Genomic DNA, 14,959 nt, shown 5'->3' with positions numbered 1-14,959 from the left:
GTCCCGGAGCGGGTGAGATGGCGCGCAGAGGCCGGGCGGGCACCCTACGCTTCGGGTGTCTGTCGAGCAGAGGCAGGCGAACGGCCGGGAGGAGCATTCTTGAGCGAGGCACGCACTGCGGTGCCCCGAGAGACCCACACGGTGGCCGCGCCGATCCGTCTGCTGCTCGTCGAGGACGACGAGGGCGACGCGATCCTGGTCCGCGAGCACCTCGAGGACGCCGGCCTGCGTGTCGACCTGTCCTGGGCGCGGACTCTGGACGAGGCGATCGACCGGCTGGACGTCGACGTCGTGCTGCTCGACCTGGGCCTGCCCGACGCGATGGGCATCGCGGCCCTCGAGCGGCTGCTCGGCGCGGGCGCCCCCGCCGTCGTCGTGCTCACCGGGCTCTCGGGCACCGACGTCGGCCTGGCCGCCGTGGCCGCCGGAGCCCAGGACTACCTGGTCAAGGGCGAGGTCGACGGCGAGCTGCTCGGGCGGTCGATCCGGTACGCGATCCAGCGTCGCCGGCTCGAGGACACCGACCGTGCCCTGTACCGCAGCCTCGTCCGCGCGGAGGAGGTCAACCGGCTCGAGCGCGCGCTCCTGCCGACGCCGTCCGTCGCGGACCAGCAGCTCGAGGTGCGGGTCGGCTACCGCGCCGGTCGCGACGGCGTGCTCGGCGGCGACTTCTACGACGTCGTCGAGCGCCCGGACGGCTCCGTCCTCGCGCTGGTCGGCGACGTCTGCGGGCACGGGCCCGACGAGGCCGCGCTGGGCGCCACCCTCCGCACCGCCTGGCGGACCCTGGTCCTGGCCGAGGTGCCGACGGTCCAGATCCTCGGCCTGCTCGAGCGCGTGCTGATGTCCGAGCGCGCCCGGCCGGAGATCTTCACCACCGTCTCCATGCTCGACGTCGCCGCGGACCGCGGCTCCGTGGACCTCTACCTGGCGGGTCACCCCGTGCCGCTGCTGCTCGGCGCGCCGTCCCAGCTCCTGCCCACGCACGGTCGCGGGCGGGCGCTCGGCATCCCGGTGAGCGGCGGGTGGGAGCCCGTCCGCCTGGAGCTCGGCGCGTCCTGGCGCATCCTGCTGTACACGGACGGCGTCCTCGAGGCCACGATCGCCGGCGGCTCGGACCGCGTCGGCAAGACCGGTCTGCTGCGCATCGTCGACGGGGCCCTCGGCAGCGCGCCGCAGGACGACCTGGTCGACCGGGTGCTGCACGACGTGCGCGCCCTGCACGGCGGCGACCTCGTCGACGACGCCGCGGTGGTCGTCCTCGGATGGTCTGCGTGAGCGCTGGCACGACGCCCGCGAGGCGTTCCTCGACCCTGCGCCGGCGCCTGCGCACGGTCATCATCGCGGCCGGCGCCGCCCTGCTCGTGGTGGTGCTCGGCGCCGCCTTCGTGCTGGTCCGGCTCGTGGACCGCCAGGAGGCCGTGACCCAGACGTACTTCAACGCCATCACGCTCGCCGACGGCGCCTACATCCAGCTCATCGACGCCGAGACCGCGGTCCGCGGCTACGCCCTCACGGGTGACCCGATCACTCTCGAGCCCTACGACCGCGCCATGGCCGACGACGTGTCGTTCGCCACCCTGGCCGAGACCGCGGCGCGCGGCGACGACGAGGAGCTCGCGACGGCCGCGCAGGCCGCGGCCGACGCCGCCCGGACGTGGAACGAGGAGTTCGCCGTCCCGGTGATGGCCGAGGTCGACGCGGGCGGCAAGGGCGCGGTGACCCCGGACGAGATCGAGCAGGGCCGGGTGCTCTTCGATCAGGCCCGCGCGGCCGCCGACGGCTACACCGACCTGCTGCGCGAACGCCGCGTCGACGCCCTGGACGAGCTCCACCTGTGGACCACGATCGCGGGGGCCACGGTCGGCCTGCTCGTGCTGGCGGCCGTCGCGCTGGGCATCGCGCTGTGGGTGACCCTGCGACGCTGGATCCTCGAGCCCCTCGACGCGCTCGCCACGGACGCGCGCGCGGTCTCCTCGGGTGACCTGCTGCACCCGGTCGAGACGGTCGGGCCGGGGGAGATCGCGGCGCTGGCGGGTGACGTCGAGCGCATGCGCGTGGCGCTCGTCGAGCAGGTGCACGTGCTGGAGGCCTCCCGCGCCGAGATCGCGCTGGCCCACGAGCAGCTCACCGATCAGGCCGAGGAGCTGCGCCGCTCGAACCGGGACCTCGAGCAGTTCGCCTACGTGGCCTCGCACGACCTGCAGGAGCCGCTGCGCAAGATCGCGAGCTTCACGCAGCTGCTGCAGAAGCGCTACGGCGGGCAGATGGACGAGCGGGCCGACCAGTACATCGCGTTCGCGGTCGACGGTGCCAAGCGCATGCAGCGCCTCATCCAGGACCTCCTGGGCTTCTCGCGCGTCGGGCGCGTCGGGGGCGAGGTCACCGACGTCGACCTCGGCGCCGTGCTCGCGGACGCGCTCGAGAACCTCAGCGAGGCCGTGGCCGAGTCGGGTGCCGTGGTGACGCATGACGAGCTCCCGGTGGTCCGGGGGGAGGAGCCGCTGCTGGTCCAGCTGTTCCAGAACCTCGTCGGCAACGCGATCAAGTTCCGCCACCCGGACCGGCCTCCGACCGTCCACCTGAGCGCGCGGCTCGTGGGAGACTTCTGGGAGCTCGAGTGTCGCGACAACGGCATCGGGATCGACGAGCAGTACGCGGAGCGGGTGTTCGTCATCTTCCAGCGGCTGCACGCGAAGGACGTCTACGAGGGCACCGGCATCGGGCTCTCGTTGTGCAAGAAGATCGTCGAGTTCCACGGCGGTCGCATCTGGATCGAGCAGCCCGACGGCGAGGGCACCAGCATCCGCTGGACCCTTCCCGCTGCCGACGACCGAGCCTGAACGGAGTGCCCCTGTGGCTGCGAGCACCAAGATCATCGACGTCCTCCTGGTCGAAGACGACCCTGGCGACGTCCTGATGACCCGCGAGGCGTTCGAGGACAACAAGCTGCGCAACCGCCTGTCGGTCGTCTCCGACGGGGTGAGCGCGCTGGAGTTCCTGCGCAAGGAGGGCGAGCACGTCGAGGCCCCGACGCCCGACCTGATCCTGCTCGACCTCAACCTGCCGCGCATKGACGGCCGCGAGGTCCTGCAGGCGCTCAAGGCGGACGCGGACCTGCGCTCGATCCCGGTGGTCGTGCTGACGACGTCGGAGGCGGAGGAGGACGTCGTACGCAGCTATTCGCTGCACGCGAACGCGTACGTCACCAAGCCCGTGGACTTCGACCGGTTCATCGAGGTCGTGCGCCAGATCGACGAGTTCTTCGTCGAGGTCGTCCGGCTGCCCGGTCGCTGACCCGGGAAGAACTCGTCGGGGGTTCGCGTTGTCCCCGGTAACCCGGACCGGACGGAAGTGAGCGGACACCCATGCTGAACCCGAGCGAGATCTACGACGTCGACCCGGAGGTCGCCGCCCAGGTCGAGGCGCGGACCGTGAACGGCGCCGGCCCCGTCCTCGTGCACGCGGTGCGCGGCTTCGTGGACGCGGGCAACGCCGGTCAGCTGGCCGCCGAGCACCTGGTCGAGGAGCTGCCGACGACGCGGCTGGCGACGTTCGACGTCGACCAGCTGCTGGACTACCGCTCGCGGCGACCGGTCATGACGTTCGACCAGTCGACGTGGTCCTCCTACACGGAGCCCGAGCTGGTGGTCGACCTGGTGCAGGACGCGAGCGGCGTGCCGTTCCTGCTCCTGCACGGGGTCGAGCCCGACGTGCAGTGGGAGCGGTACGTGGCCGCCGTCCGGCAGATCGTCGAGCGCTTCGACGTGCCGCTGACCGTCGGGGTGCACGGCATCCCCATGGGCATCCCGCACACGCGGCCGCTGTCGGTCACGGCGCACGCCACCCGGCCGGAGCTCGTCGCGGACCACACCTCGTGGTTCGGCACCGTGCAGGTGCCCGCCAGCGCGAGCGCGCTGCTGGAGCTGCGCCTCGGGCAGTCGGGGCACGACGCGGTGGGGTTCGCGGTCCACGTGCCGCACTACCTCGCGCAGTCCGCGTTCCCGCAGGCGAGCCAGGCGGCGCTGACCAACGTCGAGCGCGCGACGGGTCTGGACCTGCAGGTCGGCGCCCTGACGCCCGCCGCCGAGGAGGCCATGTCCGAGATCGAGCGGCAGGTCACCGGCTCGGAGGACGTCGCCGCCGTGGTGCACGCGCTCGAGGAGCAGTACGACTCGTTCACGCGCAACATCGGCCGCACGAGCCTGCTCGCCGGGTCCAACGAGCTGCCKACCGCCGACGAGCTGGGGGCCGAGTTCGAGCGCTTCCTGGCCCAGCAGGGCGACGACGGCCCGGCCATCTGAGGCCCCGCCTTTACCAGATCGTTGTCAAACCGTGTGCGCCGGTAGGGCGAAAGCGTGGCGCGGCCCGCGGGCCCGATGTAAGGATGCACACGTTGCAGTGACGTACTCGCTTGACCGGCTTGTTCGAGAGGGATCGCACCCGGGCCTCGGCTCGCGGTCGGTTCCGACCAGTCGTTCTCGGCTGGGCCACCCGGTGCAGGACGTGAGGCATTGCGGCACGGTGCAGGCAGAAGGCCAGCGCCGTCACCGGTGGGACAGAAGGAAACGAACATGGCACAGGGTGCTGTCAAGTGGTTCAACGCTGAGAAGGGCTACGGGTTCATCGCCCAGGACGGCGGCGGCGCCGACGTCTTCGTCCACTACTCCGCGATCGACTCCTCGGGCTACCGCAGCCTCGACGAGGGCCAGCGCGTCGAGTTCGAGATCACGCAGGGCGCCAAGGGCCCGCAGGCCGAGAGCGTCCGTCCGCTCTGATCTTCCTGCGAGGGGCCGCACCCGCTCGGGTGCGGCCCTTCGTCATGCCTGGGGGTCGGTCAGGACCGGAGCCTTTCCGACGAACGCCGCGGCCTCGTCGCGGTGCAGCAGCCGGGCCGGCGCGGGGAGGCTGCGGATGGCGCGGGCCAGCCGGGCCGATCCGAGCAGCTCCGGGTCGTCCGTCGCGGCGAGCACGACGTTGCCGTAGCCGCGACCCCGCAGGAGCCCGGGCTCGGCGACGACCGCCAGGTCGGCGAACGTCGCGAGCAGCGTCGCGCCCTCCGCCCGCGCGCCGGCCAGCGGGGGCCGGTCGGCGCAGTTGACCAGGTAGACGCCGCCCGGGCGCAGGACGCGCGCGACGTGCGCGACCATCTCCTGCGTCCGGACGTGGTCGGGCGTGCTGTCGCCGGCGAAGACGTCGCGGACCACCACGTCCGCCGACGAGTCGGCCAGCTTCTCCAGCTCCGCGCGCGCGTCGCCCGCGCGGATCCGCAGCGCGGGGGAGCGGGGCAGGTCGAACCAGCCGCGCACCAGCTCCGCGAGCGTCGGGTCCAGCTCCACCGCCAGCTGCCGCGAGCCGGGGCGTGCGGCGTCCACGGCGCGGGCCAGCGCGCAGCCCGCGGCGCCCAGGTGCACCACGTCGAGCGGACCCCCCGCGTCGCCGACCCGGTCGATCACCGCGGCCATCTGCTGCATGTACTCGAAGTCGAGCCGGGTCGGGTCCACCAGGTCGAGGTACGAGCTGGGCACGCCGTTGACCAGGACCGTCACCCCGTCGGGGTCGTCGAGGTCCCGGACCAGCTCGACCGTCCCCGTCGCGATGGGCAGCGGTCCGGTGGGCCACGGTGCGCGGGAGGCGGGCCGTGTGGGTGGTCGGTGCGAGCCTGGGCTGCGTCGGGCGGAGCGGTCGCGGGCGGCCATGGGCACACGCTACGGCGCCCGACGAGGGCTTGACGGCATCGAACAGGTGTTCGATACTGGAGACAGGGACGGACGGAAGCGAAGGGGACGGCGGCATGGACCAGCGGCTCGCTCAGCACGGCACGGGTGGCACGACCACGGGGGCGCCGGTCCCGGCACGCGTGCTCGAGCTCCTCAGTCGTGCGGACGCAGAGCTGCTCGCCGCGCAGTTCTCGACCGAACCGTGGGAGCAGCTGTCCCACGCGCACCTCGCCGCGCTGCGCGCCGGGGCCGCCGCCGTCGCCTTCCGGGGCACGCCGTCGGGCCGCGGGGCTCCGCGCACCGTCTGGGCGATGCTCGGCATGGTCGCGCCCGAGCTGACGTCGTGGTCCACGTACTTCGCGGACGCCGCCTCGTTGCGCTCGGCGGTCGAGGCCGGACGGTTCGAGCTGGTCGGGCCGCAGCGGGGCGAGGAAGCCGTGTGCGCCGCGGAGGACTTCGTCGACGCGGTCCGCGACCTGGTGCACGAGGGTGCGGACGCCGTGGCCGGCCGGACGTTGAGCATGCGCGTCCTGGCTGCGTCGTGAGCCCCGCCGGCTTGGCCGCGGGATGAGCCGCGGGCCTCGGTCGGCCGAGGCGAAGCGGGACTGGGGTCGCGACGAGCTCGGCTGCTCGATCATGCACGTGGACATGGACGCGTTCTTCGCGTCGGTGGAGCTGGCGCGCCGACCCCAGCTGAGGGGCCTGCCCGTGATCGTGGGCGGCGCGTCCCGCGGCGTCGTGCTGGCTGCCACGTACGAGGCGCGCGCCTTCGGCGTGCACGCCGCGATGCCGATGTCGGTCGCGCTGCGGCAGTGTCCGCAGGCGGTCGTGGTCGCGCCCGACCACGACGCGTACCACGAGGTGTCGGCGGGCGTGATGCGGGTGCTCGCCGACATCACGGCGCTCGTCGAGCAGGTCAGCATCGACGAGGCGTTCCTCGATGTGGCGGGCGCTCGCCGGCGGCTCGGACCACCGACCGTCATCGCCCAGATCATCCGCCGGCGGGTCCGTGAGCAGTTCGGGATCACGTGCTCGGTCGGCATCGGCTCCACCAAGTTCGTCGCCAACCTGGCCTCCGGGCAGGCCAAGCCGGACGGCATCCTGCTGGTCCCGCGGGCGGCGACGGTCGGCTTCCTGCGGGTGCTTCCTGTGGGGGCGCTGAGGGGGGTGGGTGAAAAGACGGAGGCGGCGCTGGCCCGGTGGGGGATCCGCACGGTGGCTGAGCTCGCCGACAGCGACGTGTMGACGGTGCAGCACGCGGTGGGCAAGGTCGTGGGCGCGCACCTGCACGACCTGTCGTGGGGTCGTGACCCGCGGCCGGTCCGACCAGGCCGCGAGGAGCGGTCGCTCGGTGCCGAGGAGACGTTCGCCGTGGACGTCGCCGACCTGGCCCTGGTGCAGGACAAGGCGCGCGAGCTGGCGGACCGGTGCGCCGTCCGGCTGCGCAGGAACGGCCTGGTCACCCGCACGATCAGCGTGAAGGTGCGCACGTCCGACCTCCGTACGCTCACCCGCTCGCGCACGCTGCTGACCCCCACCGACGTGGGGCGCGAGCTCTACCTGGTGGCGCGGGAGCTGCTGGCCGGCGTGGATCTCGGTGGCCAGGCGGTGCGCCTCGTGGGCGTGCGGGCGGAGAGCCTCTCACCCGCGGCGTCGGTGGTCCGCCAACCCACTTACGACGAGGCGTCGGACGGGCCGTTCCGGGCTCGCAGGGACGCCGAGAGGGTGATGGTCGTGGTGCGCGACCGGTTCGGAAAGGGAGCGATCGGGGCCCCGGCCTCTCAGGCAGGTGGAGTAACCTCACCCTCGACTACCACCTTCGTTCCGGCGGATCTATCCTGAACCCGAACGCAGGTCCACAAGCTGACAACGGGGGTCAGAATGCCACTCTCGGAGTACGAGCAGCGCGTGCTCGAGCAGATGGAACGGCAGCTGACCTCTGACGATCCTCGACTCGCGAACACGCTGACTCAGCGCGGGCATCGCCCGTTCGGCCGATACGTCATCGCGGGAGTCGGGGCGTCTGTCGGTCTGCTGCTGCTCGTGCTCGGCGCGGCGAACAGCCGCGCGTGGCTGGGCGTCGTCGGCTTCGTGGTCATGTTCGCCGCGGTGGCCTTCGCGTTCGCCGACCCGCGCCGTGGGTCGGGGCGCCGCTCGGGACCGCAGGGCGTGGTGCAGGGCGACGGGAAGGTCAAGCCGACCCCCTCGCGCGGGCGTCAGCGCGCCGGCTTCATGAGCCGCCTCGAGGAGCGCTGGGAGCGTCGGCGCGGCGAGAGCGGTCGCTGAACAAGGTCTCGACCCCGGACGTCATCTCGTCCACCCATCCGGCCAGCACCGCCGGATCCACGTCGGGCTGCACCGGCGCGTAACGGTCGCGCTCGACGGTGCGCGCCAGTGACTCGAACGCCTCGGCGGGAGCTCCGGTCAACGACGACCCGGCCAGCCGCTGCAGCTGGTCCTGCACAGAGCCGACGACCGTCCGAGGCGTGTCGGAGTCGGTCCAGGTGACGCCGCGTCCCGCGAGGCGCTTGCGGGCCCGCAGCCACGCGCGCTCCGGGGTGAGGTCGGCGCGGAACCGGGTGCGGCGGCGGACGACCGCAAGCCCGACGGACGCGAGGGCCAGCACGACGGCGACCGTGATCCCCACCGGCAGCCAGGCGCGTCCGGCGTCGTCGGCCGAGTTGGCGGACGGCTGGGTGGTCGGCACCGCCGGAGCGGTGGCCAGCGGACGCGACGACGGCACGAGGTTGTCGGGGACGTCGCCCTGGGCGGAGACGCCCTGGAACGGGTCGCTCCACCGCGGGGGCGCCCCGGTTTGGACGGCGGGGGTGGGCTCGAAGCGCACCCAGCCGTAGCCCTCGAAGAACAGCTCGGGCCAGGCGTGCGACTCGTGGCCGGTGACGACGTACGCGCCGTTGCGGTCGGACTCGCCGGGCAGGAAGCCGACGCCGACCCGGGCCGGGATGCCGAGGGTGCGGGCCATCATCGCCATCGAGGTCGAGAACTGGACGCAGTACCCCTTCTTCGACTGCACGAAGTCCCAGACCGCGTCGTCCGACCGGGAGGGGGCGACGCGGGTGTCGTACGTGAAGTTCGTCGTCGCCCGGAAGTACGTCTGCAGCGCCATGGCCTGCTCGTAGGGCGTGCTCGCGTCCGCGGTGATCTCCTGCGCGAGCTCGGTGACGTCGTCGGTGTGGCTGGTCTGCGGCACGGCGAGCGAGGCACCGTCGTCGCCGGGGTCGCCCACCGGGGTGTCGGCCAGGTCGTCGGCGGTCAGCGACGGGATCTCGACCGTCATCGCGTACGTCATGCCGTCGAAGGTGCCGCGTCGGCCGACCACCTCGTCGCGGGCGGAGTCGTACTCCCAGGTGCCGGAGGCGTTCACCGTGCGCGGGAAGGTGCTCACGGGCAGTCGCCGCTCACGCAGGCCGGCGACCTCGACGCGGACGTCGCCGAGCGTGCCGCGGTCGGCGTCCGGTGCGGTGCCGCGGATCGCCGGGTCGGACGCCAGCAGCGTCGCCGGGTCCCAGGACTCGAGCTCGGTGGCCTCGGTGCGGTCCCAGGACTGGCCGTCGAAGGTGGTGAGCGTGAAGGCGCGCAGGGGGCCGACGTCGGAGGCGGTGACGTTGGCCACCGACGGAGTGGGGGTGGGTGCGTCGACCGTCCCCTCGACCACCGGGGCCACGGGGGTGACGGAGTACCGCAGGACGACCTGCCCGGACCGGGAGCCCAGGCTCTCGCGCAGATCGAGCTGGTCGCTGAGCGACATGGGTCCGACGGGTCCGCTGCCGAAGCTCGGCAGGCGCATGGTGGCCCACCCGGGGAACGCGGCGACGGCGGGACCGGCCAGCAGGGTCGCGACGATGAGCGAGAGCGAGGACAGGACGGCGACCGTGGCGCGCCGGCCCCGGTCGGTGTGGGCCGACGCCGGAGCGGCGCTGAGCGCGAGCAGGAGCAGGTAGAAGAAGGCGGTCCACGCGATCGCCCAGCCGCTCGCCGGGAACCCGAGGATGATCGCGGGCACCCAGAGCCCCGCGAAGGCCACGCCCGCCACCGCGGGCATGCCCAGCCCGATCGCCACGAGGTCGGCGACGAGGAAGACGACGACCGCGCCGACGACGACCAGCAGCTCCGCGGGCCGGACGCCGGCCATCGGGACGAGCGAGGCGTTGATGACGGCCACACCCTCGCGCGCGGTGGCCAGCGTCCGCTCGAGGGAGCCGCCGTCGGGCAGGACCTGCAGGCGTCCCGGGGGAGCGCCGTAGCGCACGAGGACGATGCCGACGGCCACGACGGCACCGACGAGGGTCGGCGCCCACCAGGACCGCGTCACGGCGCGCACGCCGACGACGATCGCCGCGACCACCAGCACGATCAACCAGGTGGCGACGAGCCAGCCGCCGCGGACGATCAGGCCGGTGAGCGCGTAGAGGCTCGCGCAGGTGGCAGCGGCGCAGAGGGCCGACCCGAGGGCCGACCGGGGGCCGCGGGGGATGCGCTGGGGACGCCCGGTCATGTCGCGGACCCCAGCAGGCGCAGCCAGCAGTCGACGATGGGCTCGCCGGGCGTGACCCGGCACGCGCGCCAGCCGGCCCGGCGCAGTGCCTTGACGGTGTGCTCGGCCTCGGTCTCGTGCGCGGGCGTGTCCGCCCGGACCACGGCCCAGGCCTGGGCGTTGTCGGCGACGTGGGCGAGCGCCGCCCGGGCGGCGGCACCGAGCGGCCCGAGGACGGCGAGGACGATCTCGCCGCCGGCGTCGGTGGTCTGCAGCAGGTGGGCGGCCGCGACGAGCTCGGCCTCGCCCTGCGCGGCCGTGCGCGGGGACTCGAGGTCGATGGTGCGGTCGAGCACGGCGTTGCGGGCTCCGGGCCCCGTGCGGTTGTGCACGAAGGCCAGCGGGTACACCGACGCGTCCTCGCGCAGGCCGCTCACCAGCCGCACGGGATGTCCTCCGTCGAGCATGGCCAACGACATGGACGCCGCGAGCGAGATCGACCACTCCAGGCTGGCCACCCGGGCCGGCAGGTCGAGCAGCACGGACACCGGGCGCATGCCGGCGCGCTCGTCGGAGCGGACCATGAGGGCGCCCTTGCGCGCGCTGCTGCTCCAGTGGACGCGCCGCAGGTCGTCGCCCTCGCGGTAGTCGCGCAGCGACGCGTCGTCGGTGGACGGCGTGCGCGCGCCGAGCGCGACACGGTCGGGCTCGCCCACCAGGACGTCGCCGGGGGTCGGCAGGGGGACCACGGCCGGCCACACCGACACCTCGGCCTGCTCGCCGAGGGTGGCGGAGGTGCGGACCACGCCGAAGGGGTCGCTGCGCGTCACGACGAGCGGGCCGAGGGGCCAGCGCCCCCGTCGGGCCGCCTGCACCGCGTAGGTGACCGTGACCCGGCGGGGCGCGCGGTTGACGCGCGCGCGCAGCGGGCGGCCGCCCGAGAGCTCGGTGGCGGCCTGCTCGGCGAACTTCAGGCCGGCCAGCCGCACGCGGGCGGCCGGGTCGGTCGCGGCGATCGTGACCTCGATCTGCGCCTCGTCGCCCGCGTGCACGGGGTTCGGCGTCGCACGCCGCTGCACGCTCAGGCGGTGCTTGCCGCGACCGGGGTCCAGCAGCCCCACGCCGACGGCCGCCCCGACCACGAGCAGCAGCGCGAGCGTGCCGATCCGCACGAGGTCGACCGCGCCCAGCACCACGCCGAACTGGAGCGCCACCAGGCCGGCGATGCCGATGGCCCAGCCGCGGGGCGTGGGGCGGAGGCGCATCAGCCGATCGCGCGGCGGGAGCGCGCCGTGTTCGCCGCAGAGGGCAGGGGCACCCGGTCGAGGATGTCGGTGACGATGTCGGACGTGCTGCGCCCGGACAGCCGCGACTCGGTGCTGGGGAGCAGCCGGTGCGCGAGCACGGGGACGCCGAGCTGCTGCACGTCGTCCGGCAGCACGTGGTCGCGTCCGTCCATGGCGGCGAGCGACTTGGCCGCGCGCAGCAGCTGGATGGCGGCGCGCGGGGACGCCCCGAGCCGCAGGCCCTGGTCCTCGCGGGTCGCGGTCACCAGGTCGACCACGTAGCGCTTCACCGCCGGCGCGGCGAAGAGGCGACGCGTGGTCTCGATGAGCGCCTTGACCTGGGCGGCGTCGGTGACCGACCGGAGGCTGTCCAGCGGGTCTGACGTCTCCTGCAGGTCCAGCATGTCGAGCTCGGACTCGATGCTGGGGTAGCCGACGGTCAGGCGGGCCATGAACCGGTCGCGCTGGGCCTCGGGCAGCGGGTAGGTGCCCTCCATCTCCACCGGGTTCTGCGTCGCGACCACGAGGAACGGCCGCGGCAGGGGATAGGTGCGGCCGTCGACCGTGGCCTGCGCCTCCTGCATGCACTCCAGGAGGGCGGACTGCGTCTTGGGCGAGGCGCGGTTGATCTCGTCGCCGATGACGACGTGCGCGAAGACGGGTCCCGGCCGGAACTCGAACTCGTGGGTCTGCGACCGGAAGATGTTGACGCCGGTGAGGTCGGACGGCAGCAGGTCCGGCGTGAACTGGATCCGGCCGACCGTGCAGTCGATGGTCTTGGCCAACGCCTTGGCCAGCGTCGTCTTGCCCACTCCGGGGACGTCCTCGAGAAGCAGGTGCCCCTCGGCGAGCAGGACGGCCACGGTGACCCGGACCAGCTCGGGGCGGCCGGTCACCACGCCCTCGATGGCGGCACGCATCCGGTGCGTGGTCGCGACGACGTCCTCGAGCTCGCTCGACGACGGGACTGCCTGCAGCATGACGCCTCCTTTGGCGGAACTGGGTCCGAGCCTAAAGGTCGGGCGGGCGGAGTTCATCGCCCACGGGGCCCCCACTTCGCTCCACCACCCACCCGGCGCAGCCTCGATCTCCCCCTGACCTGGGGTGGTTCGTCCGATCCCTCCGGAAATTCGGTCGCAGGGGCGGCTCCGACACGCCCCGCGCAGCCTCGGGGGCGTCCCAGCCCTCCACTTCGCTCCACCGCCTCTGACCTGGGCATATACCGCCTCGATCGGGTGAATCATGGACTTCTCCGATGGCAGGTGGAGTGAAGTGGAGTACCGTGGAGGCACGTGGTGAGGCAGGGAGTCTCGCGTCGGCGGAGCGGAGGGGGCGAGGTGTCGTATGAGTCGACGTCAGGCACCTTCGGGTCCTTCGCGCCCTTCCTCGGGACGTACACCCCGCGCCTGGACGAGAAGGGGCGGCTCATCCTTCCGGCCAAGTTCCGTGGCCAGCTGGCGCCGGGCCTCGTGATGACCCGTGGCCAGGAGCGCTGCCTCTTCCTGCTCCCGATGGACGAGTTCCGCCGCATGCACGACCAGCTCCGACAGGCCCCGGTCACCAGCCGGCAGGCCCGTGACTACCTGCGTGTCTTCCTGTCCGGTGCCAGCGACGAGCTGCCCGACAAGCAGGGCCGCATCTCCATCCCGCCGATGCTCCGCAAGTACGCGGGGCTCGAGCGCGACGTCGCCGTCATCGGCACAGGCACCCGGGTCGAGATCTGGGACCTCACCGCGTGGGAGACGTACCTGGCCGAGCAGGAGGCCGGCTACGCCGACACCGCGGAGGAGGTCTTCCCGAACGGCCCCTTCTGACACAGGCCCACCCAGCCCGCCCGGTGAGACCTCCTCCCGAATCTCTGACGCACTTCCCCGGCGTCAGAGGGTCGGTGGGGGATCTGGTCGGACGGCGGAGGGGCCGCCTGACCACACACATCACGCCCTGGGGAGGGAGCAGCGATGACCGAGCAGCAGACGCCCGACGACGCGGCGTCCCGGCACACCCCGGTGCTCCTGCAGCGCTGCCTGGACCTGCTCGCGCCGGCGTTCGAGGTCGAGAACCCCGTGCTGGTGGACTCGACGCTCGGCATGGGCGGCCACACCGAGGGCGTCCTGCGTGCGTTCCCGCGGGTACGCGTGGTCGGGCTGGACCGCGACACGCAGGCGCTCGACCTGGCGGGCCGCCGGCTCGCCCCCTTCGGCGACCGCTTCATCGGCGTCCACGCCGTCTACGACGAGATCAACGACGTGCTGGACCGGCTCGGCATCGCCAAGGTCCAGGGCGTCCTCATGGACCTCGGCGTCTCGTCGTTGCAGCTGGACGAGCGCGAGCGCGGCTTCTCCTACTCGGCCGACGCCCCGCTCGACATGCGGATGGACGCGACGACCGGGCAGACCGCCGCGGACGTGCTCAACACCTACGACGAGCGGGAGCTCGCGCGGATCCTGCGGGTGTACGGCGAGGAGCGGTTCGCGCCGCGCATCGCCCGCGCGATCGTCGCGCAGCGCGCGAAGCGGCCGCTCGAGCGCACCGGCGAGCTGGTGAGCATCGTGCGGGCCAACATCCCGGCCGCGACGCGCAAGACCGGGGGCAACCCCGCCAAGCGCACGTTCCAGGCGCTGCGGATCGAGGTGAACGGCGAGATCGAGGTGCTGGAGCGTGCGCTGCCGCAGTCGATCGAGGCGCTCGCGATCGGCGGCCGGATCGTCGTCGAGGCGTACCACTCGCTCGAGGACCGCGCGGTCAAGCGGGCGCTCGCCGTCGGCGCCACGTCCAGCGCGCCGCCCGACCTCCCGGTCGAGCCCGAGACCCACGCGCCGTTCCTCCGCCTGGTGACGCGGGGCGCCGAGGAGGCCGACGAGGCCGAGCTCGCGCACAACCCGCGCTCGCAGTCGGTGCGGCTCCGCGCCGCCGAGCGCGTCCGTCCCACCCCTGACCACCTGATGCCACGTCCGACCGGAAGGAGGGCAGCATGAGCGCCCAGTCCGCTGCCCGAGCAACTGCCTACCCGGCCCCGGCGCGCCCGCGCGCGGCCGCTTCACCCGCACCCCGACTTCGCGTCGTCCGCGCGCCGGAGCACGCCAGGACGCGTGTTCCGTTCATCCTTGCCTGCATGGCCGTCCTCGCCGGTGCGCTGCTGTCCGCGCTGCTGCTCAACACGTCCATGGCGGCGACCGCGTACGCCAAGTACGACCTGTCCAACGAGCTGGGCCGGCTGAACCAGGACGAGCAGGACCTCACCGCGCAGCTCGACGCGAAGGCGTCGCCCACGCAGCTCGCCGGCGCCGCGGCCGCGCTCGGCATGGTCCCCACCAACGGCACGGGCTGGCTGCGGCTGTCCGACGGCAGCGTGCAGGGCACGCCGGAGCCGGCGGGAGCGGGCGGATGACGACACCGGTCGCGCGCCCGCGCGCCCGCACCGAGCAGACCGGCACCCGCCGCCCGGCGCCGAGCAACCG

15 protein-coding genes are annotated in these 14,959 nt (G+C 73.3%); 11 read left to right on the top strand and 4 right to left on the bottom strand.

Annotated features, from left to right (window positions below; all coding sequences use genetic code 11):
* Window positions 1-99: 99 nt before the first annotated feature.
* The 5 genes from AC1DQC_RS04195 to AC1DQC_RS04175 all read left to right on the top strand — a co-directional run bounded on the left by AC1DQC_RS04195 (window position 100) and on the right by AC1DQC_RS04175 (window position 4,778).
* Window positions 100-1,278, top strand: coding sequence for a PP2C family protein-serine/threonine phosphatase (locus AC1DQC_RS04195; protein WP_477049961.1), 1,179 nt, complete (start codon window positions 100-102; stop codon window positions 1,276-1,278).
* Entirely contained in the window at window positions 1,275-2,843 is a 1,569-nt protein-coding gene (locus AC1DQC_RS04190; protein ID WP_477049960.1) for a sensor histidine kinase, read from the top strand. The genes AC1DQC_RS04195 and AC1DQC_RS04190 overlap by 4 nt, the downstream gene beginning before the upstream one ends.
* 76 nt (window positions 2,844-2,919) lie before the next feature.
* A complete protein-coding gene (locus tag AC1DQC_RS04185; protein WP_477050071.1) occupies window positions 2,920-3,297 on the top strand; it encodes a response regulator in 378 nt (125 codons plus the stop codon).
* A gap of 71 nt (window positions 3,298-3,368) precedes the next feature.
* On the top strand, window positions 3,369-4,304 hold the full coding sequence (locus AC1DQC_RS04180; RefSeq protein WP_477049959.1) for a PAC2 family protein: 936 nt from the start codon (window positions 3,369-3,371) through the stop codon (window positions 4,302-4,304).
* A gap of 270 nt (window positions 4,305-4,574) precedes the next feature.
* The gene (locus AC1DQC_RS04175; protein WP_028049841.1) at window positions 4,575-4,778 is read left to right on the top strand and encodes a cold-shock protein; all 204 of its coding nucleotides are present in this window, start codon (window positions 4,575-4,577) and stop codon (window positions 4,776-4,778) included.
* A gap of 42 nt (window positions 4,779-4,820) precedes the next feature.
* Here AC1DQC_RS04175 and AC1DQC_RS04170 read toward each other — a convergent pair whose 3' ends face one another.
* On the bottom strand, window positions 4,821-5,699 hold the full coding sequence (locus AC1DQC_RS04170; protein WP_477049958.1) for a spermidine synthase: 879 nt from the start codon (window positions 5,697-5,699) through the stop codon (window positions 4,821-4,823).
* A gap of 95 nt (window positions 5,700-5,794) precedes the next feature.
* Between AC1DQC_RS04170 and AC1DQC_RS04165 the strand changes: the two genes are divergently transcribed.
* From AC1DQC_RS04165 to AC1DQC_RS04155, 3 genes are read left to right on the top strand one after another with little or no spacing between them, the layout of a single operon-like run.
* Window positions 5,795-6,265 carry an SAV_6107 family HEPN domain-containing protein gene (locus tag AC1DQC_RS04165; protein ID WP_477049957.1) on the top strand — a complete coding sequence of 157 codons (471 nt, stop codon included), beginning with the start codon at window positions 5,795-5,797 and terminating at the stop codon, window positions 6,263-6,265.
* A gap of 22 nt (window positions 6,266-6,287) precedes the next feature.
* Window positions 6,288-7,562, top strand: coding sequence for a DNA polymerase IV (gene dinB / locus AC1DQC_RS04160; protein WP_477049956.1), 1,275 nt, complete (start codon window positions 6,288-6,290; stop codon window positions 7,560-7,562).
* Between the two features lie 39 nt (window positions 7,563-7,601).
* Window positions 7,602-8,006, top strand: a complete 405-nt coding sequence (locus AC1DQC_RS04155; protein WP_477049955.1) for a DUF3040 domain-containing protein — start codon at window positions 7,602-7,604, stop codon at window positions 8,004-8,006.
* Here AC1DQC_RS04155 and AC1DQC_RS04150 read toward each other — a convergent pair.
* From AC1DQC_RS04150 to AC1DQC_RS04140, 3 genes are read right to left on the bottom strand one after another with little or no spacing between them, the layout of a single operon-like run.
* Window positions 7,951-10,236, bottom strand: a complete 2,286-nt coding sequence (locus AC1DQC_RS04150; RefSeq protein WP_477049954.1) for a transglutaminase TgpA family protein — start codon at window positions 10,234-10,236, stop codon at window positions 7,951-7,953. The two genes, AC1DQC_RS04155 and AC1DQC_RS04150, sit on opposite strands and share 56 nt — an antisense overlap.
* Window positions 10,233-11,480, bottom strand: a complete 1,248-nt coding sequence (locus AC1DQC_RS04145; RefSeq protein WP_477049953.1) for a DUF58 domain-containing protein — start codon at window positions 11,478-11,480, stop codon at window positions 10,233-10,235. The genes AC1DQC_RS04150 and AC1DQC_RS04145 overlap by 4 nt, the downstream gene beginning before the upstream one ends.
* Window positions 11,480-12,481: an AAA family ATPase gene (locus AC1DQC_RS04140; protein ID WP_477049952.1), complete on the bottom strand. Its 1,002-nt coding sequence runs from the start codon at window positions 12,479-12,481 to the stop codon at window positions 11,480-11,482. Before AC1DQC_RS04140 ends, AC1DQC_RS04145 begins: the two co-directional genes overlap by 1 nt.
* Window positions 12,482-12,838: 357 nt before the next feature.
* Between AC1DQC_RS04140 and mraZ the strand changes: the two genes are divergently transcribed.
* From mraZ to ftsL, 3 genes are all read left to right on the top strand, one after another.
* The gene (gene mraZ, locus AC1DQC_RS04135; protein WP_477049951.1) at window positions 12,839-13,315 is read left to right on the top strand and encodes a division/cell wall cluster transcriptional repressor MraZ; all 477 of its coding nucleotides are present in this window, start codon (window positions 12,839-12,841) and stop codon (window positions 13,313-13,315) included.
* Window positions 13,316-13,459: 144 nt separating this feature from the next.
* Entirely contained in the window at window positions 13,460-14,476 is a 1,017-nt protein-coding gene (rsmH, locus tag AC1DQC_RS04130) for a 16S rRNA (cytosine(1402)-N(4))-methyltransferase RsmH (protein WP_477049950.1), read from the top strand.
* Window positions 14,473-14,889: a cell division protein FtsL gene (gene ftsL, locus AC1DQC_RS04125; protein WP_477049949.1), complete on the top strand. Its 417-nt coding sequence runs from the start codon at window positions 14,473-14,475 to the stop codon at window positions 14,887-14,889. Before rsmH ends, ftsL begins: the two co-directional genes overlap by 4 nt.
* Window positions 14,890-14,959 lie beyond the last annotated feature (70 nt).

It is taken from the genome of Cellulomonas sp. P4_H12, from assembly GCF_056400905.1.
This window is presented reverse-complemented; position numbering and strand designations above follow the sequence as displayed.

Coding starts and splice junctions, on each gene's coding strand:
- AC1DQC_RS04175 (WP_028049841.1), top strand. CDS start 4,575: ATGGCACAGGGTGCTGTCAAGTGGTTCAACGCTGAGAAGGGCTACGGG.
- AC1DQC_RS04170 (WP_477049958.1), bottom strand. CDS start 5,699: ATGGCCGCCCGCGACCGCTCCGCCCGACGCAGCCCAGGCTCGCACCGA.
- AC1DQC_RS04165 (WP_477049957.1), top strand. CDS start 5,795: ATGGACCAGCGGCTCGCTCAGCACGGCACGGGTGGCACGACCACGGGG.
- AC1DQC_RS04155 (WP_477049955.1), top strand. CDS start 7,602: ATGCCACTCTCGGAGTACGAGCAGCGCGTGCTCGAGCAGATGGAACGG.
- AC1DQC_RS04150 (WP_477049954.1), bottom strand. CDS start 10,236: ATGACCGGGCGTCCCCAGCGCATCCCCCGCGGCCCCCGGTCGGCCCTC.
- AC1DQC_RS04145 (WP_477049953.1), bottom strand. CDS start 11,480: ATGCGCCTCCGCCCCACGCCCCGCGGCTGGGCCATCGGCATCGCCGGC.
- AC1DQC_RS04140 (WP_477049952.1), bottom strand. CDS start 12,481: ATGCTGCAGGCAGTCCCGTCGTCGAGCGAGCTCGAGGACGTCGTCGCG.
- rsmH (WP_477049950.1), top strand. CDS start 13,460: ATGACCGAGCAGCAGACGCCCGACGACGCGGCGTCCCGGCACACCCCG.
- ftsL (WP_477049949.1), top strand. CDS start 14,473: ATGAGCGCCCAGTCCGCTGCCCGAGCAACTGCCTACCCGGCCCCGGCG.